The organism is Maribacter sp. HS, assembly GCF_048059195.1.
GTDB classification, from domain to species: domain Bacteria; phylum Bacteroidota; class Bacteroidia; order Flavobacteriales; family Flavobacteriaceae; genus Maribacter; species Maribacter dokdonensis.
This window is the reverse complement of the sequence record NZ_JAYLVV010000004.1, coordinates 150,617-174,914: the sequence shown is the minus strand read 5'-3', so window position 1 is coordinate 174,914 and position 24,298 is coordinate 150,617. Positions and strand designations below refer to the sequence as shown.

Below are 24,298 nucleotides of genomic sequence, written 5' to 3'. Positions count from 1 at the left end.
ATGAAAGCTTACCTGTTGATTTTCTGAGCGTTAATCCATCGGATGTACTGCTCTTTATTTCGGTTGTGTTGCGTTAAATTCTCTGCAAACATATGATAACCGAACTTTTCAACATTGGCTACAAAATAGTAATAATTATGTTTTTTAGGATTTAAAACCGCATCAATCGCCGTTATATCCGGCATTGCAATTGGTCCTGGCGGCAATCCTGCATACTTATAGGTATTATAAGGTGAATCCATTTCCAAATCCCTATACAAGACCCTTTTAATAATGGTATCAAAGTTACCCGTTTCTTTCTTTATCGCATATATAACGGTAGGATCGGCTTGAAGCAACATCCTTTTTCTCAACCTATTCAAATACACCCCGGCAACCGTAGGACGCTCATCAACTTTTGCTGTTTCCTTATGTACTATGGATGCCAAAGCAATAACTTCATTCGGTTTCAAGCCAAGTGCTTTAGCTTTATCCTTACGTGTATCCGTCCAAAATCTATTATACTCCTTTAACATTCTACTCCTAAACCCTTCAGCCGATGTATTCCAGAAAAATTCATAGCTATTAGGAATGTACAATGATATTTTATTGGCATCATCAAATCCGTTCGCCTTTAAAAACTCTTTATCGCTAAATGCCGCAACTAAAGAAACGCTATCAGCCTCAATTTGCCCTGCAATTCTTCCTGCCAAATCATTAATATTTTCTTGATTATTGAAAGATACCTTTACAGGCAAATTGCCACTTCTTAATGAGTTTACAATCTCATTATTATTCATACCCTTCTTTATCTTATATCGACCGGCCTTTATATTACCCAAGTAACCTTTTCGATCGGCCGCAGATTCAAATGAACTAAAGTCTTCTAAAACAGGAGAAAGACGTTCTTCCAAATCCATCAAAGTAGCATCGGTCGGTACAAATACAATAGCCTCATCATTATTAAAGCTGGTATTTGGGGTAAAAAATGTACCATAAACCATAAAGGCAAAAATTCCACCACCTATCAACCCTATGAGCACCACACCCAATAAAATACGTTTGATATACATTAATTATTTATTTTTTGTAATAATATTTCGTTCTTAAAGGTATTTTTAAAGCGTACCCAATCTTTCTTGACCCCAACTTGTTGAAATCCTAACTTTTGGAACAAATGAAGGCTAGCCAAATTATCTTCTAATATATTGGCATATACCTGTCGTAATCCTAAGGCTTCGAACAAATACTCCGTAAGTAAGGTAATTGCTTCTGCCCCAATCCCCTTATTTCTTTCTGCCTGGTTCAATATCACAATACCAATACCGGCTCTTTTGTGATTTGGCTCAAAATCAAAGACATCTATCAACCCCAATGTGTTATGCTCATGTGCACAAATGACCAAACGTAACTGTTTAACATCAAAGATATCCCTATGTGCATTCTCCAAATAAAATCTAAGTACGTCTTTTGAATACGGAGTTACCGTTCCACTAACTTCCCATACGCTGGTATCATTCTCCAATAGATACAGAAAATCAAGGTCTTTTTTTTCCAAAGCCCTTAGATAAATCTGTTTTCCTTTCAATGTTACCACGTTAGTTCACCTTTAAAAACCTGTTTAGCCTCACCTTTTAGGTAAATATCCGAATAAGAACCGTTCTGTTCTTTGAATGAAACTTCCAAATTACCACCAAGGGCTTTGATACCGATCGTATTCTCTTTTGTATTCCCAAGGTGATACATTCCAAGAGCCACCGCAGTTACTCCAGTTCCACAAGACAAGGTTTCATCTTCTACCCCACGTTCATATGTCCTAATATCAAAACCACCTTCATCATTCTTTTCAACAAAATTAATATTACTGCCCTTTTCACCATACACGCCATAGCGCATGCGTGCACCTTCTTTTACAACATTAAACGATTTTAACCCATTGACCAATTGTACATGGTGCGGTGATCCCGTATCCATAAAAAGAGCATTGGTTTTTTCCATTATTTCCTTAACGTCCAACATTTTAAGACTTACCACATCATCCGTTATTGTAGCTTCATGTAAACCATCAACCGCTATAAATACAGTTTCCTTTTCAATAACCTTTAAAAAATGTGCAAAAGCAACAATACATCTACCACCATTACCACACATACTCCCTTCTTTGCCATCCGCATTGAAATAGACCATTCTAAAATCGGTTTCGGCATCATTTTCCAATAAAATTAAACCGTCTGCACCTACGCCAAATCGCCTATTACAGATTTTTGCAATCAATGGATAATCGTCTTTTGGAAACTGTCCATTACGATTATCTACCATTACAAAATCATTACCTGTACCTTGATATTTATAAAATGTATTTTCCATGCTTTAACAAAGCCCCAAAGATAGTACATTATTACTTTTTAAAGTGTAGTTAAAAAGTAGTTAAACGCTTATATAATAGCATAAAATCAAGTAATTTTGTGTAGAATACGTTAAAATATTAATGAATATGAAAAGAATAGCTAGTCTCCTATTTGTATCCGTTTTTGCAGGTGCGATTACATTGGGTGCTTATAAACTATTTTTCGAAAAGGAAAATTTTACCATTATTACCCAAGATAATAATAGCGGTATAGTAAACGCAAGTTATACACCTACTTCCGCTAGAGGTGCGGGTATCAATGAGGTTGATTTCACTAATGCCGCCGAGAATACCGTGAATGCCGTTGTCCACGTAAAGAACATAACCATTAATAAGGCCCCTACCAATATATTCGACTTTTTTTACGGTACCAGTGGAAAAGTAGTACCACAAGTAGGTACGGGATCTGGAGTAATAATTTCTTCTGATGGATATATTGTTACCAATAATCATGTAATCAGTAGAGCAAATCAACTACAGGTTACTTTGAACAACAATAGAACATACAATGCCGAATTGATAGGCACGGATCCAAATTCTGATATTGCCCTTATAAAAATAGACCCAAATGAAAAATTGCCGTATTTGGCATTTGGTGATTCCGATCAAACAAAAATTGGCGAATGGGTATTGGCTGTTGGAAATCCTTTTAACCTGACTTCTACTGTTACAGCGGGTATTGTCAGTGCAAAAGCTAGAAATCTTGGGAAAAACCAATCTTTCATTCAGACAGATGCCGCCGTAAACCCCGGAAACTCAGGCGGCGCATTGGTAAACACTAATGGGGACCTAGTAGGTATCAACACAGCAATAACCTCGCAAACCGGATCTTATGTAGGTTATTCATTTGCGGTACCCAGCAATATTGCAAAAAAAGTAATTCAGGATATTTTAGAATACGGCAATGTTCAAAAGGGATTTATGGGCATTAGACCTGCCCCTGTAAACACAAGAGATGCTATAGAAAAAGGCATAAACAATATTGATGGGGTGTACATTGAATTTATAGAAGAAGAATCTGCAGCGCAGGAGGCCGGAATCGTAGTCGGTGACATCATCAAAAAAGTTGATGAAATCGATGTGCACAAATACCCTGATCTAACAGGATACTTATCTACAAAAAGACCAGGTGATACTTTAGAAATTGTAATAGATAGAAAAGACGAGCAGCTAATATTACCATTAACCCTAAAGGAGAGACAAACCTTAGTGGTTCCGGAGATGGGCTTAGAAGTTAAAAACCTAACGGAACAAGATAAGAAGGTATACAAAACCAAAACGGGCGTTAAAATTATTGGAGTACCGGAACGTTATAGAGGTTACGGTCTATCAGAAAAAGTAATCGTCAAAATCGATGATCAAGAAATAGGAAATATTGACGATGCATATACAGCATTTGGCGGCATTTCAAAATATGGAAAAACCGTGATTACCATGTTAGGATCCAATGGCCAAAGAGACCGCCTCATATTTCAATAACAAAACCCAATAAAATACAGCCTTCGCAAAAACGAAGGCTTTTTTTTGAAAAATATTTATTTAAAGTGCTTAATTTTTCTAGTTTTGTGCGAATTATAAAATTAATCAACTAATTATGGCTCCACAAACCACTTTTGAAAAAGAGCTGGCATTTCAAGCGGATCGTAGAAAAGCTACAACGGAATTTATCAAAATCGTAAGTGATCTTTGGTATGACAAATCCATTGAAATTGTCCTTTTTAAAAATCAGGTTATTGACAAAAATGTAAGCGATATAATGCACTTGCATGAGTATGCTGGTGAATTCGTACAAAAACCCATTTCTATTTTTGATTCTGTAGAAATACTAAGGTCAATTTCAGACATGGCGTTGCCACCTTCTAAGTTAGATATTGGTAAATTAACTTATGAATACCATTCTGACACCAACATTCTTAACAATGTAAAATCTTTTGTAATAGATAAATTACAATCTGCTCAAGACTTCAAAAGTATAGAACCTAAAGACGTAGTACTATATGGTTTTGGAAGAATAGGTAGATTAGTTGCAAGAGAGCTTATGTCCAAAACAGGAAAAGGCAATCAATTAAGACTTAGAGCTATTGTAGTAAGAGGCAAGCCTAGTATTGAAAATCTTGAAAAAAGAGCCAGCCTACTTAGAACAGATTCTGTACACGGTATTTTTAATGGCACCGTAAAAGTAGACTACTCAAACCTAAAATTGATCATCAATGGCACAACTGTACATGTTATATATGCCAATATGCCAGAAGAAATCGACTATACGGAGTACGGTATAAACGAAGCTTTGGTGATAGACAATACAGGAGCTTTTAGAACTAAAGAACAATTAGAAAGGCATTTACAAGCCAACGGAGCCGCCAAAGTTTTATTAACCGCTCCAGGCAAAGAAGTTGCCAATATAGTACATGGTGTAAACCATTTAGAATATTCACCTGATGACACAGATATATTTTCTGCAGCATCATGTACCACAAACGCCATAACTCCTATTTTAAAGGCAATAGAAGAAACTTTTGGAATTGAGAAGGGACATTTAGAAACCATACATGCCTATACCAATGATCAAAATTTGGTAGACAATATGCATGGTAAATACAGAAGGGGCCGTGCTGCAGCACTCAACATGGTTATTACTGAAACCGGTGCAGGCAAAGCAGTAACAAAAGCCTTACCTTCTTTGGAAGGCAAACTTACCTCTAATGCCATTAGAGTTCCTGTACCCAACGGATCACTAGCTATTCTTAATTTGGAAATCAATCAAAAAACATCACTAGAAGGTGTAAACTCCATGATCAAGAAATATGCATTAGAAGGAGATTTAGTTGAACAAATAAAATACTCACTTGATAAAGAATTGGTTTCTTCCGATATTATAGGAACCTCTGCCCCATCTATTTACGATAGCATGGCTACAATAGTTTCCAGCACAGGAAAGAGTGTAATTTTATATATATGGTATGACAATGAGTATGGTTATTCTCATCAAGTAATTCGTTTAGCCAAATACATTGCCAAAGTAAGACGTTTTACCTATTATTAATTTTTAAAATGAAAAGATCTATTTGTTAATTAAGAACGTAGGTAAATAAAGAATGTTTAAGCTTTATATTTTTTTCATAATTCAATATTTATAAAGTACTTTAGTCAACTCTAAATTATTCAAATTAACCTAAGAATCTATTACATGAATTTCTATAGAATACTATTATTACTAGCCTTATTATTAGCTAGTAATGTACAATTTGCACAAAATGCCGAAGAAGAGGAAGATAAGTTATCATTAGATGAAGGACCGATCAGTAATCAATTCGATTATATAGCCAAGCGATCAGGAAACTATAGAGCAGATGGTGTTAGATATGAAGTGGTAAAAGAATCTAATTTATTTAAGATTAGAAAAAATGTTCTTGACTCTATTGCCGCCATGAATAAAAAAACGGGTGAGTTAAAGGCTACAATTGCAGAACATGAAACTACAATTACATCTTTAAATAAAAAATTGGAGGAGACCACCACTAATTTGGGTCTGGTTACCGAAGAAAAAGATAGTATGTCTTTTCTTGGCTTACCAGTTTCCAAGGGAACATATAATTTTGTACTATGGACTATTATAGGCGCATTGTTTCTTACCCTTGGTTTATTTATTTATAAATTTAGAAATAGTAATATACTGACTCAAGAAGCCAAACAAAACTTATCTGAATTAGAAGTTGAATACGAAGATCACAGAAGAAGGGCATTAGAGCGTGAACAAAAAATAAGTAGACAGCTACAAGACGAGATTAACAAACAGAAAAAAACTAAGTAAATTTTTAAAGCTCCATTTTGGAGCTTTTTTTTTGATATGGTCAATATAGAACAAGTAACGACATCAGAAATTAACGACATTATACCTCTTTTTGATGGATATAGAGTTTTTTATAAAATGAAATCTGATTTAGATGCCGCAAGAATATTTCTGCAGGATAGAGTGACAAATAACGAATCCGTAATATTTGCTGCTTATGAAGGAAAAAACGCCATTGGCTTTGTTCAGCTCTATTTCACCTTTTCCTCGGTAAGCTTAGAGAAATCGATAATATTAAACGATTTGTATGTTGCAGCCGAACATAGAGGTAAATCCGTAGGACAACAATTACTACTAAAATCTCAAGAATTCTGTAAAATAAATAGTTATAAAGGCCTTGCCCTGGAGACCGCTATTGACAACCCAGCTCAAAAATTATATGAAAAGCTTGGCTGGGAGAAAGATTCCCACTGTTTTCATTACTTTTGGCAGGTTAAATGAAGATGCACATCAAAAAATGAGAATAGACATAATTACAGTATTGCCCGAACTACTCACTAGCCCATTTGAAGCTTCCATTTTAAAAAGAGCAATAGAAAAAGATTTGGTTGAAGTCCATTTTCATAACCTCAGGGATTATACCGATACAAAATATAGAAATGTAGATGATTATCAATTTGGAGGAGGAGCCGGTATGGTACTTATGATAGAGCCCATTGACAAATGTATCTCTAGCTTAAAGTCTGAAAGAACATACGATGAAGTCATTTATATGACTCCAGATGGTGCAACCCTAAATCAAAAAACCGCCAACACACTTTCATTGGCAAAAAATATAATAATTCTTTGCGGTCATTATAAAGGCGTTGACCAACGAGTACGCGATCTTTTTATAACCAAAGAAATATCCATTGGCGACTATGTACTTTCAGGTGGAGAATTGGGCGCCGCAGTTTTATGCGATGCAGTCATTAGATTATTGCCAGGCGTACTTAATGATGAAACATCAGCACTAACTGATACCTTTCAAGATGGTCTGCTTGCCCCACCCGTATACACTAGACCTGCGGAGTATAAAGGAATGACTGTGCCAGACGTACTATTAAGCGGTAACTTTGGCAAGATTGAAGAATGGAGAGAAAACAAAGCATACGAACGTACCGAAAAATTACGTCCAGATTTGCTAGAGTAACATAATTTTGAGAATTAAAGAAAAAGCAAATAAATACTTGCGTGATTAAATTTAAATACTAATTTTGCAGCCTGTTAGAACAACCTCTGACGATAATCGTGAACGTTGCTCTGATTTAATTCCAATTTTAACTATACAATGGAATCATTAATAAAATTTGTACAAGACGAATTCGTAACGAAAAAAGAATTTCCAAAATTTTCTGCTGGTGATACAATCACTGTTTACTACGAAATTAAGGAAGGTGAAAAAACAAGAACACAGTTCTTTAAAGGTGTTGTAATACAACGAAGAGGTACCGGTTCTACAGAAACATTTACTATTCGTAAAATGTCTGGAACAGTTGGTGTTGAGCGTATCTTCCCAATTAACTTACCTGCACTTCAGAAAATTGAAGTTAATAAACGTGGTAAAGTACGTAGATCTAGAATTTACTACTTCCGTGAATTAACTGGTAAGAAAGCTAGAATTAAAGAAGTAAGAGGATAAATTTTATATCCAAATAAATATAAAGCACTGTTCTATTTTAGAACAGTGCTTTTTTTATGAACAAAAGTGAACAACACATGTTTATAACATGTTGACTAATAAAAGATTACATTTTTAAGCTTTGTATTATTATTTTTTGTAAATTAGAACATGGTTACGAAATAGAGCTTTAGAAAAATGCCTATTTTAAAATCATTACGAAGTTTGCGTTCTATCGTATTGTTGTTTGACCAAAGCATTTAATGATTATTAAATGGGGTAAATTTTAAATTTGTTGGCTGTCGCTAATTGAATTTAAGATTAGTTGAATAGTAAAGAGACTATAAATTAGGTTTTTATTATTCAATGATGACAATAAAAAAGAAATGCTGTGTAGATGCTGGGTTGCCTAACCTGGGAATCGAAAAACATTTTAAACGTTGAATCAGTAAAGCGGATGCAATCAAGGGTTGCCGTTTTGATGAAAAATCAAAACAAACTGTCCGTAAACTTTTTCTAAAAAGCCATATCATTGTATGCGTACATTGATATGGCTTTTGTTATTTAACAAAACTTCCCTCCTGCCTGAAATATTAAGCCATTTTCAACACTTTCATACCTTTAGAAAATTGTATATTTGTTCCGCTTAAATTAAAACAAACTGCAAATGTCCAAAATTTTTTATACCAAAACAGACGAGGCGCCTGCATTGGCTACAGAGTCTTTTTTACCTATTGTAAAAGCTTTCACAAAATCATCAGGAATTGAAATCGAAACTAAAGATATTTCTTTAGCCGGCAGAATTGCTGCTACCTTTCCAGAGTTTTTATCGAAAGAACAACAGGTGTCCAATGATTTGGAAGAATTGGGCAACATGGCAAAACAGCCAGAAGCAAACATTATAAAATTACCTAACATAAGTGCATCGGTTCCTCAATTGAACGAGGCTATCGCAGAATTGCAAGCTAAGGGTTACAACATACCAAACTACCCAGACGAGCCTAAAACTGATGAAGAAAAGCAAATAAAGGCGAAGTACGATAAAATTAAAGGTAGTGCCGTAAACCCTGTTTTAAGGGAAGGTAATTCTGACCGTAGAGCTCCTAGAGCTGTAAAAAATTACGCAAAGCAAAATCCTCATAGCATGGGTGCATGGAGTTCTAGCTCTAAAACTCATGTAGCTACAATGGGCGATGGCGATTTTCAGGCCAATGAGAAATCAACAACATTAGCCAATGCCACTACGGTACAGATAAAATTGGTTTCTGAAGGCTCAGAAACTGTTCTAAAAGATAATTTAAGCCTGCTTAAGGGTGAAATTATCGATGCAACGGTAATGAACAAAACAGCCTTGCTAGATTTTCTTCAAGCAGAAATTAAAGATGCAAAAGATAAAGGCATCCTTTTTTCAGTGCATTTAAAGGCTACAATGATGAAAGTTTCCGACCCTATTATTTTTGGTCATGTTGTTGAAACTTTCTTTAAACCCGTATTTGTAAAATATGCAGATACTTTCGATAAATTAGGTATTAGCCCTAATGACGGACTTGCCAGTTTATACCAGAAGATTGAAAAATTACCCGCTAGTGAAAAAGATGCCATTACTAAAGATTTAGATGAAGCTTTGGCTAATGGACCAGATCTAGCAATGGTAAATTCAGACAAAGGAATTACCAACCTACACGTTCCAAGTGATATTATTATTGATGCATCTATGCCAGCTATGATCAGAAACTCTGGACAAATGTGGAATGCGGAAGGTAAATCTCAAGACACCAAAGCTGTAATACCAGATAGTAGCTATGCAGGTATTTATACGGCTACCATTGATTTCTGTAAAGAACATGGTGCGTTTGACCCTACCACTATGGGTACCGTACCAAATGTTGGTCTAATGGCACAAAAGGCAGAGGAGTATGGCTCTCATGACAAAACCTTTGAAATTAGCCAAAGCGGAACTGTACAGGTAGTTGACACCACTAGTGGTAAAGTATTACTTGAGCATACTGTAAACAGTGGCGATATTTGGCGTATGTGCCAAGTTAAAGACGCTCCTATTCAAGACTGGGTAAAATTGGCAGTTTCTAGAGCAAGAGCTACCGATGTACCTGCTGTTTTCTGGTTAGACGAGAACAGATCACATGATGCCGAGTTAATTAAGAAGGTAAATACATATTTAGCACAAGAGGACACTAATGGTTTGGACATCCAAATTATGTCTCCAATTAAAGCCACAGCTTTCACATTAAAAAGAATGAAAGATGGCAAGGATACTATATCTGTTTCCGGAAATGTATTAAGAGATTACCTTACTGACCTCTTCCCTATTTTGGAAGTAGGAACAAGTGCCAAAATGTTATCGATTGTTCCTTTAATGAACGGCGGTGGACTTTTTGAAACAGGAGCAGGTGGCTCCGCACCAAAGCACGTAGAACAATTCCTAGAGGAAGGTCATTTAAGATGGGATTCTTTGGGTGAATTCTTAGCATTGGGCGTTTCTTTGGAGTTTTATGGAGAAAAGAATGGAAATGCAGCAGCAAAGGTTCTTGGTGACACCTTGGATAGCGCTACCGAGAAATTTTTATTGAACGACAAGTCTCCTTCAAGAAAAGTAAAAGAACTGGATACGAGAGGTAGTCATTTTTTCTTGGCAAAATACTGGGCAGAAGCATTGGCGCTACAAGATGATAACGCTGAATTAAAAGCTATTTTCTCTAAAGTAAGTTCAGAAATCAATAACAAGGAAAATGATATCCTTTCAGAATTGATAGATGCACAAGGATCAGCACAAGATGTGGGTGGATATTATAAGCCAGACACCGCTTTGGTTCAAAAAGCAATGAGACCAAGTACTACTTTAAATGGAATATTAGAATCCATTTAATTCAACTTTAACTTCTATGAATACCCTTAATTAAATTTAAGGGTATTTTTTTTTGACCACTAATTACTTTTAGGAGTATAGATCTATTCTAAGTATTTTTACATAAAAAAATTGATGAAAGTACTTTTACCGATTCTTATCATCTTATTTTTAAGCTTATCCCATACTATTCAGGGCCAACAAAAATATACACTAAGCGGTACTATATCTGAAGTAAGCAGTAACGAAACATTAATTGGTGTTACAGTGGCAATACCAGAATTAAAAACCGGTGTCACCACCAATGAATACGGTTTTTATTCCATCACCCTTCCAGAAGGTATCTATACCGTACTTATAAGTTATTTAGGTTTTGAGGATATCACTCAACAAATAACATTGACAGAAAATAGACGTAAAGATTTTTTGTTAAGCGAAGAAGCTGAACAATTAGAGGAAGTAGTGGTTACGGAAAATGTGGAAAAAATGGATATCAGAAAGCCACAAATGAGCGTCAACACCCTTTCAGTAGGTACTATTAAAAAAATACCGGTGATTTTAGGTGAAGCAGATGTCATAAAATCCATATTACTATTACCGGGTGTAACCAATGCCGGTGAAGGTGCCTCGGGTTTTAACGTGAGAGGTGGAGCCGCTGATCAAAACCTTATTCTATTAGATGAAGCCATCATCTTTAACTCTTCTCACCTTTTTGGATTCTTCTCTGTATTTAATCCAGATGCCATTAAAGATGTAAAACTATATAAAGGTGGCATACCTGCCCGCTATGGCGGTCGAGTTTCATCTGTGCTAGATATATTTCAAAAAGAAGGCAATAGCAAAGAGTTTAAAATGAATGGCGGTATTGGTGCAGTTGCCAGTAGATTGTTGCTAGAAGGTCCCATTAAAAAAGATAAAGCAGCTTTTTTAATTGGCGGTAGAGCTTCTTACGCCCATTTGTTCCTTCCGTTGTTCGATGTTGATAACACAGCATATTTCTATGACCTAAACACCAAATTCAACTATAGGTTGAATGAGAAAAATAACATTTTTCTTTCTGGATATTTTGGTAGAGATGTCTTTGGTATCAACGATAGTTTTGTAAATACCTATGGTAATGCTGTGGGTAATTTTAGATGGAACCATTTATTCTCCGACAAACTTTTCTCCAACCTATCTTTAATTTACTCTGATTACTATTACGGGTTAAAACTAGATTTCGTAGGGTTTAATTGGAACTCAGGCATAAGAAACTTTAATCTTAAATATGACCTTAAACATTACGCCACAGACAAATTGCAGATTAATTACGGCATTAACAACGTTTACTACCAGTTTAACCCAGGTAAAATTGAACCAAGCAATTCAGAGTCTGGCATTATTGAAGAACAACTAATTGAAAAATATGCTAATGAATTTGCCGCTTATGTTGATTTTGAACACAGATTAAGCGAAAATTTGAGTGTAGGTTACGGGCTGCGTTTTAGTCACTTTATTAGACTAGGGCAAGATGAATTAAATGTCTATGCCAATAACAATCCGGTTACTTATGATCCCTTTTTACTCATCTATCAAGAAGCAGACCCAATAGATGTTATAAATCCCGGTAGAGGCACTACGCTGTCTCATTTTAGCAATTTTGAACCAAGAGCTTCCCTTTCATATACCTTAAATCACTCTAGCTCCATTAAAGCGAGTTACACTAGATTAGCTCAATACTTACATCTTCTTTCAAATACCAGCTCGCCTACCCCTTTAGACGTTTGGACTCCAAGTGGACCATTTACAAAGCCACAGCTATTAGATCAATATGCTTTTGGTTACTTTAAAAATATTAATGATGGAAATTTCTCCTTAGAAACTGAAGTCTTCTATAAAGATGTCCAAAATAGAATAGATTATATAGACGGTGCTAATCTTATTGCCAATAATGCCATTGAACAAGTAATTCTAAATGGCGAAGCGCGTGCTTATGGGCTGGAGTTTCTTTTGCGGAAAAATGAGGGAAAACTACAGGGTTGGCTAGCCTATACCCTGTCCAAATCCGAACAACGCACACCTGGTAGAGCGCCTGTTATAGACAATGGTCGTAGCAATGTTGAAACCGGAATTAATTTTGGGAATTGGTATAATACGCCTTACGATAAAACGCATGACATTTCTTTGTTCTTAAGTTATGATCTAACAGATAAATGGAGTTTTAGTGGAAATTTCACATACCAAACCGGGCAACCTACCAATTACCCCGTCGGTCAATTTGAATTTCAAGATTTAACCGTGCCTTATTACGGTTTAAGAAATTCTCAACGATTACCGGCATACAATCGCCTTGACTTATCGGCTACTTTGAAACCTAAAAAAAATAAGAACCGAAAATTAAAAGGTGAATGGGTCTTTAGCTTATATAATGTTTATAATAGACGAAATGCAGCTTCTATTAATTTTAGACAGAATGATGACACCGGAGTCAACGAGGCTGTAAGAACCTCTATATTTGGCATAGTGCCGGCAATAACTTACAATTTTAATCTTTAGGAAATGAAACGCTTTATATTAATCATATTAGGCTTTATTCTTTTTATCTCATGTGAAGATGTCATAGAGGTTGAATTACCGGAAAATGACACCAGACTAGTTGTTAACGGTGTAATACGCGTAGATGAAAATCAAGAATTTCTACCTATTGAAATAGCTGTTTCCGAAAGCAGCTCTTTTTTTGACGAAAACACGGTAGCATCATTAAAAAGTGCCATTATCTATTATGGCACCCCTAACGCCGATGCCCCGGAAATTTTAGAAGGAGGTGGTATTTCCAATTTAGCTGAAGTAGAACCAGGTAGCGGTATTTGGGTACCTGACCCTAGTTTTGATAGTGACCAAAGAATTAGAGTTAGCAGTATTGAAGAAGGAGATGTTTTTCAACTTATTCTAGAAACAGAAAATGAGCAATTTTTTGCTACGACTACCTATGTGAAATCTGTGCCTATAGATTCCTTAGAGCAAGGTGACGAAACCCTATTTTCAGGTGATGAAACAGAAGTAATAGTAACATTTACAGACCCGGGGGAAAGCAACGATTTTTATTTGCTCGACTTGGATTTTGGAGAGTTTTTAGTAACAGAGGATGAATTTTATCAAGGGCAGACTTTTGTATTCTCATATTTTTACGATAATGAATTAGCAATAAATACAAGCTCTGTAGTAAATATAAGTTTACTTGGCGTAGATGAACAATTTTACAATTACATGAACCAAATCATTGTTCAGTCCGGTGGCGATCAAGGTCCGTTTCAAACCCCGGCAGCTACTGTTCGTGGTAATATAATAAATGTTACCGGAATTGATAACGACGAGGTTCTTGACAATGTTGAACGTTCTGATAATTTTGCATTGGGTTATTTCGCCATTGTAGAAGAATATACAGATAGCATAACAATTACAAACAATGAGGAGAACTGATAAAGATTTACTTGTAACAGGTTTAAAAAGATTGGCATTCACCGTTTTATTAATGTTCACTGCCCCCTTTGTACTATGGCAGGCTTTCAAGAACCAAGACCACTCTATGTTCTGGCCGGTTTGTATTTTAGGATTGGTTCTTGCCGCATATGCCGTTTATATGGGGTTTAAAGGCATTATGACAATAATGGATTCAATGTTCGGTAAAAAATAAAAACTTTAGCCTTTTGGTATTTTGGTAGTTTTCTTCCACTTATTATAAAGCTTATCGTAATCGTAGTCTAAAACCGTTTCTTGCCGTTCTAATTTACCTTTTGAAAAAGCGCGTTGCAAAATATCTTCTATCAAATAGTCTTCTTCTACAAGGTCTGGATGAAACTCTTCCTTAATGCTTATATTAAACAATTTGGCCGTGGTATTATACCAAAAAGCTCTCCAACCATTTCTAAGATCCTTGACCAAATCAAAAGCAGTTGTCCCCGTTTGCCTATAAATTAGTTTCACCAAAATTTGACCTTCGGTTCTAGTTAATTTTTTCAACTCTTCAGAAAATTCTTCTTCAATAAATTTCTGTACTTTTTTAGTATACTTTTTGCGTTTACGGTTGTTCTTCATATTCGCCAAACTATCGTTTAGCTCAACCAAACGCTCCGCAGCCATTTTAGCGTATGGATATACTTTTTGCGTTTTTCTCCTTAAAATATAGTAGCGTAGTTTTTCATCATAAGACGAGAACTTAAGTTTACCAAAAACATACGCTTCCTCTAATGCTATAGAACTTTGTAGCAATGAGTCCCCTGTTACGATAATCATTTTTTCCGCAACAGAATCAAGCTCTTGTTCCTCAATCTGAGCTGTACAGATAAAAACACCGGAGACCAGTAGATAAAGTATTAAAAAGTTATATTTCATTACCATAGGCTTAACAAAAGTCCTGCCAAAATTAACGAATATTAAAGAAGGTTATTATTAATACAACGCTAATATTCTTAAGTTTGTATCTTAAATTAACATTGATGGCTGAGAAAAAAATAATTACCAAAAAGTCTGAAGACTTTTTTGAAAAATACTTGAACAATGCCGCTCCTACAGGTTATGAGTGGGAAGGGCAAAAAATATGGATGGACTACCTAACGCCTTATGTAGATACATTTATAACAGATACTTATGGTACTGCGGTAGGAGTTATAAATCCTGATGCTAAATATAAAGTGGTCATTGAAGGGCATTCAGACGAAATCTCATGGTACGTTAATTATATTACGGATAACGGACTTATTCACGTTATAAGAAATGGTGGAAGCGATCACCTAATTGCTCCTTCTAAATGGGTAAACATACATACTAAAAACGGAATCGTAAAAGGTATTTTTGGCTGGCCAGCTATTCATACCCGTAAAGGGGATAAAGAGGAAACTCCAAAAATTGAGAATATTACCGTTGATGTTGGTGCAACCACCAAAGAAGAAGTTGAAAAACTTGGTGTACATGTAGGTTGTGTAATTACATACCCAGACGAATTTCAAATTCTTAATAAGAACAAATATGTTTGTAGAGCTATAGATAATAGAGCTGGTGGTTTTATGATTGCTGAAGTTGCACGTCTATTGCATGAGAATAAAGTAGAATTACCTTTTGGACTTTACATTACAAACTCTGTTCAAGAAGAGATTGGATTGCGCGGTGCGGAAATGATTACACAAACTATTCAGCCAAACATTGCTATTGTTACAGATGTTTGTCACGATACGACAACTCCAATGATCAAAAAAGAGGTTCAGGGACATACCGAAATTGGAGCCGGACCTGTAATTTCTTATGCCCCAGCGGTACAGAACAAATTACGTGAACGTATCATTGAGACGGCCGAAAAGAAAAACATACCATTTCAACGAATGGCTGCATCTAGATCAACTGGTACAGATACAGATGCATTTGCCTACAGTAATGGCGGTGTTGCTTCTGCTTTAATTTCTTTACCGTTACGTTACATGCACACTACCGTAGAAACGGTACATAAAGATGATGTTGAAAATGTAATTCGTTTGATCTACGAAACATTGTTAACGATAAAGGATGGCGAAACTTTTAGCTATTTCGAATAATCTTATTTAATCCCTCCACCAATTTGGAGGGATTTTTTTTTACGCTATGGATGAACTAATTGATATTTTAGATGCCGATGGAAGAATGACCAATAGAACGGCAATGAAAAGTGAAGCCCATAAAAACGGATGGTTTCACCAAACGGTTCATATTTGGTTTTACACCTTAGATGGCAAAGTTCTTTTACAGCAACGTGGTAAGAACAAAGATGTTTACCCCCTACTTTGGGATGTTAGCGTTGCAGGTCATATTGGTGCTGGCGAAAATATAATTACCTCTGCACTACGTGAAATAGAAGAAGAAATCGGTTTAACCATTCAACCTGAAAAATTGCAAAAAATTGGAGTTTTTAAATCTGTACACAATCATTCTCAAAATTTGATGGATTATGAGTTTCATCATACATTTTTGGCTCCCTTACATTTATCATTACATGATTTACGAAAGCAAGAAAGTGAAGTAGAAAACTTAAAATTGATTCCAATGGATCAATTCACTAAAGAATTAGGTGATATTTCAAAGTTTAAATACGTACCACATGAAATATCGTACTATAATACCATCACCAAGGAAATTTCTAAATGTTTGGCAACAAGCAATTAAAAGCCAGGATTTCAATGTTACCTCTTATAGTTTAAAAACTGCTTTCCTCAGCCATTTTAACTACCCCAACCGTTAAAATCAAATTGGCAAAACGTCGTTGTTCACCTGTCTGTATGATTAGTGTAGTGGTCTTATCACGGATTTGGTCGTAAAATGCCCACCTTTCCATTTCACTCCAACTTACATCTCCCAGCAATTCTTTATATGCCAAATGTATTTCTGCATTTGCTTCAGATGGTTTTTCCATTACAATTGCTCCTTGTATAGGACAAACCTCAAGTATACCTTCAAGAACAGTCAATGCATCTAACAGGCCTGGTTTAAAATTTAAATGTACTGTTGTGGAATTTGGACCGTTCATTGCGCCAACAGGTAGATTACCATCTGCAATAACAACTTGGGCAAAATGCCCAGAGCGTGCAAGAACCTCCATTATAGTAGGATGAATAACAGGAGTCTTAAGCATAATTATATATTTAAAAGAAATATGAGAATAAAACACTAGCTACCAAATGGCAACCAGTGTTTTATTTTTAATCGATTTTTTACATATTGTAAACGCCACCATTGATGTCTAGCGTAGCTCCAGTAATAAAGCCATCGTATTCAGATGCCAGATACAATACAGCTCTAGCTACATCATCAGCATTACCTGCTCTTTGAATAGGAATACCTTTTGTAGTTTCTGCAGCGGACTCTTTGGTTGTATGCGTATTGTGAAATGAAGTACCTAAGATGAGCCCTGGCGCAACAGCATTAACTCTTATTCCCTGTGGTCCTAATTCAGAAGAAAGTGCCCTTGTATACGTTAAAATAGCTCCTTTACTGGTTGAATATACCAATGATCCCGGGTGACCGCCTTTACGACCTGCCAATGATGCTAAATTGACCATACTACTATTTTCATTCTTTGCCAAATATGGTGCTGCTGCCCGTGTAACGAACATCATTGAAGTCATATTAATATCCATCACCTTGTGCCAAAAATCCGTTTCCATTTCACTTAGCATTTTACGGGCAACTAAAGAACCTGCATTATTGATTAAAATATGAAGTCCGCCCAATGCTTCAACTGTCTTTTCTACCAATGCATTTGCATCGCTTTCTTTTGTGAGATCACCACTTACCGCAATTGCTTTTACACCTTTATCCTTAGCATAAGCCACAAGCTTATCTGCGGTATCTGCACTTGAGAAATAATGAATGGAAACATTTGCGCCACTATCAATGAAATGTTTGGTGATAGACTCTCCTATTCCTTGTGCACCGGCGGTAATCAATACATTTTTACCAAATAATTTGTTACTATTCGTCATGATTCTTTTAATTATAAAACTTGATTGTATTTTGGTTCTAAACCATTTTGATCGGCAATTGAAAACTGCACAACCAAATTGGTTAACCAAATATAATCAAAAATGACTCAGTAAGCTTATATTTGATTTTAAGGTACTTAACTCAAATAATCTATGAAAGCACCAACGTTGTTTAAGCTATATTCTAGTTGAGAGCCTTCATTCATGTTCTTTACAACAAATGAATTATTACTTAACTCCTGCTCCCCAATTAATATAACATAAGGTACATTGCGATTATTGGCATACTTCATCTGCTTTTGCATTTTGGCACTTGAAGGATACATATCTGCCTTTATGCCGGCTTTTCGCAACTGAGTAACCAATTTTAAAGCCGCCATAGCTTCCTTTTCCCCAAAGTTTACACAAAGTACTTGTAGCGAGCGATCAATTGCTTCAGGAAAAAGATCAAGTTCCTCTAATACTAAATAAATACGATCCAGACCAAAGGAAATTCCCACACCGCTTACATTTTTTAGGCCAAAAATTCCCGTAAGGTCATCATAGCGGCCACCACCACCTATAGATCCCATTTTAACACCCTCAGGCGCCGCAACTTCAAATATAGCGCCGGTATAATAATTTAATCCGCGTGCCAGGGTGACATCTATTGACAATTTAGCAGATTGTAGACCCAGGGCTGAAATAGTCTCTAGAATAAAACGCAACTCGTCCAATCCTTTTTTACCTTCTTCAGAATCTTTTAAAAGACCATCCAAGCGTTCTAATTGTTCGTTGTTACTGCCTTGCGGTAAAAATAATGGTGATGCTTTTTCAATTGCTTCTTCGGTAATACCCTTAGCGAGCATTTCTTTTTTGACTCCGTCCTCCCCTATTTTATCCAGCTTATCCAATGCAACGGTAAAATCTATCAATAAATCCTTAGCTCCAATTACTTCTGCAATACCTGCCAAGATTTTTCTATTGTTCATTTTTATAGTTGCACCTTCCAATTTTAAATCGGAAAATACGGCATCATACAACTGAACCAGCTCAACTTCTTGAAGCAATGAATCTGAGCCAACAACATCGGCATCACATTGAAAAAACTCTCTAAATCTACCCTTTTGTGGTCTATCGGCTCTCCAAACTGGTTGAATTTGATAGCGTTTAAAAGGAAAATCCAACTCATTTTGATGCATGACCACGTAACGTGCAAAAGGTACGGTTAGATCGTAGCGTAATGCTTTCTCAGTAATTTTAGGAGCTATACTGTTCGAGTTTTTATCAGTATATGTAGCATCATCAACTTTTCTAAGAAAATCACCGGAATTCAATATTTTGAAAATCAAACGATCACCTTCTTCACCATATTTTCCTAATAACGTATCTGAATTCTCAAAAGAAGGAGTTTCAATAGGTTGAAATCCATAAGTTTGAAAGTTCTTTTTGATAGTATCAAAAATGTAATTACGTTTTGCTATTTCAGAAGGATTAAAATCTCTGGTGCCTTTAGGTATAGATGGTTTCTGTGCCATTAAATTTATATTGTATTGCAAATATAACCTTCCATAAAATAAGGCTACATTTTAATAGTATGGATTTTAGATTTTTATTGTTCTATTTGGTAACGATAACTTTCTCGAACCATTGGTATAATTCTCCCTTGGTAATTACCGCTCCTTGCTTTATCAATAAAAACTTATCTACGTTTTTATCATCAGTGTAGGCTTTAGATGCAGTTAAATACTCTACAAAATCCGATTGCCAGTTTCTCTTGAACCAATCGAAACCAACAGTTGTGGTTAAATCAATTTCAGGATTCATCACCTTTACGGAAATCAATTTCATTTCTTTATCCGTTAAATGAAATAGGTGCATTTGATTGTTGGAAATATTCTCCAAGTAGGTCACTTTTGCTAAAACACCTTCCCATACCAAATCGCTAAACACATCTAATTCTTCCTCAGCAACCTTGGGCTTGTTCTTTTTAATATCATCCCATTCATCGCCTGTGATTGATTGTGTCGCAAGAAAATTGATAAATTCTGGATGCAATTCTTCCAGTTGCTCTTTTGTTAGCCGCGTATATTTCATTTTGCAAAAATAAAAAGCCCTAACATATTTGCTAGGGCTTTTACAACTTAATTTTATAAACTTAAAAGATATATCTCAATCCTACTTGTGCTTGCCATCTAGACAACAGACTTGCATCGTACCCAAATGTCTCTGTCAATTCAGGATTAAATGTGTAGGTAGGCACATTAGTATCCGGATCAACAGTTACACCAACAGGTTGAACATTATTTGGCTGTTGTACCAAGCCCCAATCAGAACTGATCAAATTACCTATGTTCAATACATCTACACTAAATTGTATAGTATTGGTTTTTCCTTCGGATACGGTGATTTTGTAATCTTGCAAGAATTTCACATCCCATCTTCCTCTCCATGGTGCTAAAGCTCCGTAACGCTCTGCATACTGACCTCTACGGTCACTTAAGTAATCATCTTGTGCAATATAGGCATCAAAAGCCGCTCCTTGATCTGCACCGGAAAATTGCATTTGACCAATTTCAGCTGAGGTAGGAACATAAATAAGGTCATTAATACCAGATCCATCTCCATTGATATCACCACCGTACGTATAATTGAACCTACCGCCTTGAGCATATTCAAAGAATGTGGAAAGTGTAGATGCCCATTTACCATTACCATACTCCCAGTTTTTGCTAGCTACACCAATAAACCTATGTTTATCACCATATTTTGATGGTGCTAATATATCTGCGTTGGCGTCATTAATAATTGGGTTACCTGCAAAAGCATCTGAAGTAATTTCTGCTTCAATGGAGTTTACATCCTTGGCATCTAAATAACTATAAGCCAACATTGTATACAGACCATTATTAAAGTTTTTCTGGGCCTTCAAAGATGCATTCCAAATTCTTCCTTTATTTGAGTTGGTAAATACATATGGACCAGCACCTAAACCAAAGCTGTTCAATAAATCATCAGCAGTATAGGTTGCTCTTGTATCTACACCTGATAAATTACCAGATGGTGATGTCAATGCCCAGTTTTGAACGTGTGGACCATTGATATCTTTTGTATAAGAAAGGTCTGCAGTAAGCACCATACCATCATCTAAACGCTTATCAACACCTAAATTAGTTCTCCATACTTGTGGAAATTTGTAATCTGGATCAACTGCCTGCAAGAAAAATACATCTGGATTAGCAATTTGGTTTCCTAACCATACAAATGGAAAACGTCCTGTAAACAAACCTGATCCACCACGAAGCTGTAGCGACTTATCCCCATTTACATCATAGTTAAAACCTACTCTTGGGGAAATTAGCCAATCATTAGTTGGCATTTGTGTATTATCAATAAAAACCGTTTCGCCTGTATTAGGGTTTTCATAAGGTTGATCAGCAATTACAAAACCTCTATCAATAACATCTTGTGCTTTCTGTGCGGAATCAAAAAACAAAGGCTTATCAAAACGTACACCATAGGTTAATTTAAATTTCTCGTTTACGTTCCATTCATCTTGTACATAAAAAGCCAATTGACCTACATTTGTTTCTGCCAATGCCCAACCTTCGCCATCAGGTACAGCGTTATTGGCATTAAATGTTGCTTGCGGTCCCGCAAAGTCATACGTAGTTGCATCGAAATCGGCTATATCTACGCTTCCAAATTTTGAAAAACCATATGCCGTAAGGTTAAATGAATTATCGAACATGAATTTCTCAAGAGAAAACCCTACTGTATACGTATGATCTCCTTTGTAAAAATTTAGGTTGTTCGTAATTTGAAATACCTTTTGATCCAATCTATTGTGAGCAGAAAATGGCTCATGACCAGCAATAATGTAATTAGACCCATCTTTAGCAATATTGATTGATGGAGCAGGAGACGAAAATGGATTTCTATAGTCATTAAAATGAGTATACCCCACTTGAAGCTTGTTAGATGCTGTTTCGGATAATGATGAATTTAATTCTACCTGAACAGATTTAAGCTCGTTATTTTGCTCATAACCAGAATTTTGAAACTGTAGCGTATTTGCATTAGGACCTCTAAACTGTATTGCCGTAGGGTGTGCCGGTTTTTGCTTGGATGCATTCAAAAAGTTATAAATCACCGCTAAACGATTATTATCGTTTATGTTCCAGTCTAATTTAAAAAGCCCTTTTGTAGATTCTGCATCATGGGTAAAACCTTCATAAGCACCTGGATCGTATCCTACTGCCAGTAATTGATCCCTAACAACTATTAAATCACTTTCCAATACTCTAGATTCATTGATAGCTCCCGAACCTGTGTTTGGTACCCAGCCATTAGTTCCTAAATCTGTTCTCTCATCTCTTTCGAAATTAGCGAAAAAGAATAGTTTGTTCTTCACTACCGGACCACCAATACTTACACCGTATTGACTTTGGTCTAATTTTGGTTTTACAATGTCATCACCTTTGATTTTTCCCCCGGTCATATCTTCATTTCTGAAAAAACCGTAAACCGTACCGTGAAATTCGTTAGATCCACTCTTGGTTACGGCATTAACTGAAGCCCCCGTAAAACCGGACTGAGTTACATCATAAGGTGCTGTTGATACTTGAATTTGCTCAATAGCATCCAATGAAATTGGTTGAGAATCTGTCTGACCTCCTGGTGTAGCTGCATCTAACCCAAATGGGTTATTGAAAATTGCTCCATCTAGAGAAAAATTATTGAATTGGTCATTTCTACCACCAAACGAATTTCCGCTTGCTGTTGGCTCTAAACGTGTAAAATCTGCAGCAGAACGTGAAATTGTAGGTAAACGCGTCAACTCTCTTCTACCCACACTAGTTTCTGCACCAGTTCTATCACTACTAAAAGTACCAGAACGATCAGATACTACCGTGACCTCGTCCAATGCTTGACTTTCACTTGCCAATTTAACATCAACGTTAAATGTTTGGCCTAATGATAAATTAACATCTGTAAGTAAATAAGGTTTAAATCCTACATAAGAGATTTCTACCGTGTAAGGACCACCAACACGAAGGTTAAGTAGGTTAAATCTACCATCTTCGTTAGAAATAGAACCATACTTAGTACCTGTAGGGGTATGTATGGCTACAATATTTGCTCCAAATAGTGGTTGATCTTGGTCATCCATTACCAAACCTCTAATGTTAGAGGTGGTAACCTGACCGTAAGTTGCGCTTACAAAAAGCAACAACAACAATTGAAAAAACAAGTTGTTTTTCATGGAATTTTTGGTTTAGAGTTATTTATGAGTTCTTTAACAAAAATACCAAAAAAAAAGAGCTATGCACGCATAGCTCTTTAAAGTTATTAACTTAGAGAGTTAATTATTTCTGCTCGGCAACAACTTCGAAACCAAAATCAACAATTACCTCGCGGTGTAATCTGATTTGAGCATTATAAGGACCGGTTCTTTTAACGGCACCACCTTGTATGCTAATATATTTCTTGTCAATTGCGTGACCTTCTTTTTCAAGAGCACCAGCCAAATCACCATTAGTAACAGAACCGAACAATTTGTCGGCAGCACCTGTTTTAGCGGTAATTTTTAATTCTAAAGCTTTTAATGCCTCTTCAGTTTTCTTAGCTGCATCAATTACTTTTTTCTCTTTATGTGCTCTTTGTTTTAAATTTTCAGCTAAAACTTTTTTAGCTGAAACCGTAGCCATAGTAGCCAAGCCTTGTGGTATAAGGAAATTTCTTCCGTAACCGTTCTTAACATTTACTACGTCGTCTTTAAAACCTAAATTTTGTACGTCTTCTTTTAATATAAGCTCCATGATTCTTTGTCTTATTATTTTAATAAATCAGCAACATATGGCATTAAAGCCAAATGACGAGCTCTTTTTACGGCTTGTGCCACTTTTCTTTGATACTTCAATGAAGTTCCTGTAAGTCTTCTAGGTAACAATTTACCCTGCTCGTTTACCAACTTCAATAAAAAATCAGCATCTTTATAATCTACGTATTTAATACCAGATTTTTTAAAACGACAATACTTTTTCTTAGTGTTGGTCTCAATGTTCAATGGAGTTAGATACCTGATCTCTCCATCTTTCTTTCCTTTTGCCTGTTGTTGTAATGTTGCCATAAT

General features: G+C 35.9%; 23 protein-coding genes. 12 read left to right on the top strand and 11 right to left on the bottom strand.

Annotated elements, in window-relative coordinates; genetic code table 11:
* Window positions 1–8: 8 nt before the first annotated feature.
* From mltG to dapF, 3 genes are read right to left on the bottom strand one after another with little or no spacing between them, the layout of a single operon-like run.
* Window positions 9–1,052, bottom strand: a complete 1,044-nt coding sequence (gene mltG / locus VBZ51_RS10135; RefSeq protein WP_416576842.1) for an endolytic transglycosylase MltG — start codon at window positions 1,050–1,052, stop codon at window positions 9–11.
* On the bottom strand, window positions 1,052–1,576 hold the full coding sequence (locus VBZ51_RS10130) for a GNAT family N-acetyltransferase (RefSeq protein WP_416576841.1): 525 nt from the start codon (window positions 1,574–1,576) through the stop codon (window positions 1,052–1,054). The genes mltG and VBZ51_RS10130 overlap by 1 nt, the downstream gene beginning before the upstream one ends.
* The gene (gene dapF, locus VBZ51_RS10125) at window positions 1,570–2,346 is read right to left on the bottom strand and encodes a diaminopimelate epimerase (RefSeq protein ID WP_416576840.1); all 777 of its coding nucleotides are present in this window, start codon (window positions 2,344–2,346) and stop codon (window positions 1,570–1,572) included. Before dapF ends, VBZ51_RS10130 begins: the two co-directional genes overlap by 7 nt.
* 127 nt (window positions 2,347–2,473) lie before the next feature.
* Between dapF and VBZ51_RS10120 the strand changes: the two genes are divergently transcribed.
* From VBZ51_RS10120 to VBZ51_RS10075, 10 genes are all read left to right on the top strand, one after another.
* A complete protein-coding gene (locus VBZ51_RS10120) occupies window positions 2,474–3,865 on the top strand; it encodes a S1C family serine protease (RefSeq protein WP_416576839.1) in 1,392 nt (463 codons plus the stop codon).
* A 115-nt stretch (window positions 3,866–3,980) separates the two neighbouring features.
* Window positions 3,981–5,429 (top strand): glyceraldehyde-3-phosphate dehydrogenase, encoded by a 1,449-nt coding sequence (locus tag VBZ51_RS10115; RefSeq protein WP_416576838.1) that lies wholly within the window; start codon window positions 3,981–3,983, stop codon window positions 5,427–5,429.
* A 144-nt stretch (window positions 5,430–5,573) separates the two neighbouring features.
* Window positions 5,574–6,197 carry a hypothetical protein gene (locus VBZ51_RS10110; protein WP_058102990.1) on the top strand — a complete coding sequence of 208 codons (624 nt, stop codon included), beginning with the start codon at window positions 5,574–5,576 and terminating at the stop codon, window positions 6,195–6,197.
* A 36-nt stretch (window positions 6,198–6,233) separates the two neighbouring features.
* Entirely contained in the window at window positions 6,234–6,677 is a 444-nt protein-coding gene (locus VBZ51_RS10105; protein WP_091603665.1) for a GNAT family N-acetyltransferase, read from the top strand.
* A 16-nt stretch (window positions 6,678–6,693) separates the two neighbouring features.
* Window positions 6,694–7,368 (top strand): tRNA (guanosine(37)-N1)-methyltransferase TrmD, encoded by a 675-nt coding sequence (trmD, locus tag VBZ51_RS10100; RefSeq protein ID WP_058102992.1) that lies wholly within the window; start codon window positions 6,694–6,696, stop codon window positions 7,366–7,368.
* 138 nt (window positions 7,369–7,506) lie between these two features.
* Window positions 7,507–7,857 (top strand): 50S ribosomal protein L19, encoded by a 351-nt coding sequence (rplS, locus tag VBZ51_RS10095; protein ID WP_058102993.1) that lies wholly within the window; start codon window positions 7,507–7,509, stop codon window positions 7,855–7,857.
* 646 nt (window positions 7,858–8,503) lie between these two features.
* Window positions 8,504–10,720, top strand: coding sequence for an NADP-dependent isocitrate dehydrogenase (locus tag VBZ51_RS10090; protein WP_416576837.1), 2,217 nt, complete (start codon window positions 8,504–8,506; stop codon window positions 10,718–10,720).
* Between the two features lie 114 nt (window positions 10,721–10,834).
* Entirely contained in the window at window positions 10,835–13,234 is a 2,400-nt protein-coding gene (locus VBZ51_RS10085; RefSeq protein WP_416576836.1) for a TonB-dependent receptor, read from the top strand.
* Between the two features lie 3 nt (window positions 13,235–13,237).
* Window positions 13,238–14,158 (top strand): DUF4249 family protein, encoded by a 921-nt coding sequence (locus VBZ51_RS10080; protein ID WP_416576835.1) that lies wholly within the window; start codon window positions 13,238–13,240, stop codon window positions 14,156–14,158.
* On the top strand, window positions 14,145–14,372 hold the full coding sequence (locus VBZ51_RS10075; RefSeq protein ID WP_071339577.1) for a DUF6095 family protein: 228 nt from the start codon (window positions 14,145–14,147) through the stop codon (window positions 14,370–14,372). Before VBZ51_RS10080 ends, VBZ51_RS10075 begins: the two co-directional genes overlap by 14 nt.
* Before the next feature lie 5 nt (window positions 14,373–14,377).
* Here VBZ51_RS10075 and VBZ51_RS10070 read toward each other — a convergent pair whose 3' ends face one another.
* Window positions 14,378–15,070: a DUF4294 domain-containing protein gene (locus tag VBZ51_RS10070; protein ID WP_416576834.1), complete on the bottom strand. Its 693-nt coding sequence runs from the start codon at window positions 15,068–15,070 to the stop codon at window positions 14,378–14,380.
* 104 nt (window positions 15,071–15,174) lie between these two features.
* Between VBZ51_RS10070 and VBZ51_RS10065 the strand changes: the two genes are divergently transcribed.
* Window positions 15,175–16,263, top strand: coding sequence for a M42 family metallopeptidase (locus tag VBZ51_RS10065; protein ID WP_416576833.1), 1,089 nt, complete (start codon window positions 15,175–15,177; stop codon window positions 16,261–16,263).
* 46 nt (window positions 16,264–16,309) lie between these two features.
* Window positions 16,310–16,867 carry an NUDIX hydrolase gene (locus VBZ51_RS10060; RefSeq protein ID WP_215998093.1) on the top strand — a complete coding sequence of 186 codons (558 nt, stop codon included), beginning with the start codon at window positions 16,310–16,312 and terminating at the stop codon, window positions 16,865–16,867.
* Window positions 16,868–16,898: 31 nt separating this feature from the next.
* Here the strand turns inward: VBZ51_RS10060 and VBZ51_RS10055 are convergent, their stop codons facing one another.
* From VBZ51_RS10055 to rpsR, 7 genes are all read right to left on the bottom strand, one after another.
* A complete protein-coding gene (locus tag VBZ51_RS10055) occupies window positions 16,899–17,333 on the bottom strand; it encodes an RbsD/FucU domain-containing protein (RefSeq protein WP_074674187.1) in 435 nt (144 codons plus the stop codon).
* 79 nt (window positions 17,334–17,412) lie between these two features.
* Entirely contained in the window at window positions 17,413–18,183 is a 771-nt protein-coding gene (locus VBZ51_RS10050) for an SDR family NAD(P)-dependent oxidoreductase (RefSeq protein ID WP_091603647.1), read from the bottom strand.
* A 137-nt stretch (window positions 18,184–18,320) separates the two neighbouring features.
* Window positions 18,321–19,700 carry a histidine--tRNA ligase gene (gene hisS / locus VBZ51_RS10045; RefSeq protein ID WP_416576832.1) on the bottom strand — a complete coding sequence of 460 codons (1,380 nt, stop codon included), beginning with the start codon at window positions 19,698–19,700 and terminating at the stop codon, window positions 18,321–18,323.
* 82 nt (window positions 19,701–19,782) lie between these two features.
* Entirely contained in the window at window positions 19,783–20,259 is a 477-nt protein-coding gene (locus tag VBZ51_RS10040) for a DUF6495 family protein (RefSeq protein ID WP_058103003.1), read from the bottom strand.
* A gap of 61 nt (window positions 20,260–20,320) precedes the next feature.
* Window positions 20,321–23,428 (bottom strand): TonB-dependent receptor, encoded by a 3,108-nt coding sequence (locus tag VBZ51_RS10035; RefSeq protein WP_416576831.1) that lies wholly within the window; start codon window positions 23,426–23,428, stop codon window positions 20,321–20,323.
* Between the two features lie 103 nt (window positions 23,429–23,531).
* A complete protein-coding gene (gene rplI, locus VBZ51_RS10030) occupies window positions 23,532–23,984 on the bottom strand; it encodes a 50S ribosomal protein L9 (RefSeq protein WP_058103005.1) in 453 nt (150 codons plus the stop codon).
* 14 nt (window positions 23,985–23,998) lie between these two features.
* Entirely contained in the window at window positions 23,999–24,295 is a 297-nt protein-coding gene (gene rpsR / locus VBZ51_RS10025) for a 30S ribosomal protein S18 (protein WP_027067300.1), read from the bottom strand.
* Window positions 24,296–24,298 lie beyond the last annotated feature (3 nt).

Bases quoted from the DNA above. Each gene is read 5' to 3' on its own strand.
- mltG (WP_416576842.1), bottom strand. From the start codon at position 1,052: ATGTATATCAAACGTATTTTATTGGGTGTGGTGCTCATAGGGTTGATA.
- dapF (WP_416576840.1), bottom strand. From the start codon at position 2,346: ATGGAAAATACATTTTATAAATATCAAGGTACAGGTAATGATTTTGTA.
- VBZ51_RS10120 (WP_416576839.1), top strand. From the start codon at position 2,474: ATGAAAAGAATAGCTAGTCTCCTATTTGTATCCGTTTTTGCAGGTGCG.
- VBZ51_RS10115 (WP_416576838.1), top strand. From the start codon at position 3,981: ATGGCTCCACAAACCACTTTTGAAAAAGAGCTGGCATTTCAAGCGGAT.
- VBZ51_RS10110 (WP_058102990.1), top strand. From the start codon at position 5,574: ATGAATTTCTATAGAATACTATTATTACTAGCCTTATTATTAGCTAGT.
- VBZ51_RS10105 (WP_091603665.1), top strand. From the start codon at position 6,234: ATGGTCAATATAGAACAAGTAACGACATCAGAAATTAACGACATTATA.
- trmD (WP_058102992.1), top strand. From the start codon at position 6,694: ATGAGAATAGACATAATTACAGTATTGCCCGAACTACTCACTAGCCCA.
- rplS (WP_058102993.1), top strand. From the start codon at position 7,507: ATGGAATCATTAATAAAATTTGTACAAGACGAATTCGTAACGAAAAAA.
- VBZ51_RS10090 (WP_416576837.1), top strand. From the start codon at position 8,504: ATGTCCAAAATTTTTTATACCAAAACAGACGAGGCGCCTGCATTGGCT.
- VBZ51_RS10085 (WP_416576836.1), top strand. From the start codon at position 10,835: ATGAAAGTACTTTTACCGATTCTTATCATCTTATTTTTAAGCTTATCC.
- VBZ51_RS10080 (WP_416576835.1), top strand. From the start codon at position 13,238: ATGAAACGCTTTATATTAATCATATTAGGCTTTATTCTTTTTATCTCA.
- VBZ51_RS10075 (WP_071339577.1), top strand. From the start codon at position 14,145: ATGAGGAGAACTGATAAAGATTTACTTGTAACAGGTTTAAAAAGATTG.
- VBZ51_RS10070 (WP_416576834.1), bottom strand. From the start codon at position 15,070: ATGAAATATAACTTTTTAATACTTTATCTACTGGTCTCCGGTGTTTTT.
- VBZ51_RS10065 (WP_416576833.1), top strand. From the start codon at position 15,175: ATGGCTGAGAAAAAAATAATTACCAAAAAGTCTGAAGACTTTTTTGAA.
- VBZ51_RS10060 (WP_215998093.1), top strand. From the start codon at position 16,310: ATGGATGAACTAATTGATATTTTAGATGCCGATGGAAGAATGACCAAT.
- VBZ51_RS10055 (WP_074674187.1), bottom strand. From the start codon at position 17,333: ATGCTTAAGACTCCTGTTATTCATCCTACTATAATGGAGGTTCTTGCA.
- VBZ51_RS10050 (WP_091603647.1), bottom strand. From the start codon at position 18,183: ATGACGAATAGTAACAAATTATTTGGTAAAAATGTATTGATTACCGCC.
- hisS (WP_416576832.1), bottom strand. From the start codon at position 19,700: ATGGCACAGAAACCATCTATACCTAAAGGCACCAGAGATTTTAATCCT.
- VBZ51_RS10040 (WP_058103003.1), bottom strand. From the start codon at position 20,259: ATGAAATATACGCGGCTAACAAAAGAGCAACTGGAAGAATTGCATCCA.
- VBZ51_RS10035 (WP_416576831.1), bottom strand. From the start codon at position 23,428: ATGAAAAACAACTTGTTTTTTCAATTGTTGTTGTTGCTTTTTGTAAGC.
- rplI (WP_058103005.1), bottom strand. From the start codon at position 23,984: ATGGAGCTTATATTAAAAGAAGACGTACAAAATTTAGGTTTTAAAGAC.
- rpsR (WP_027067300.1), bottom strand. From the start codon at position 24,295: ATGGCAACATTACAACAACAGGCAAAAGGAAAGAAAGATGGAGAGATC.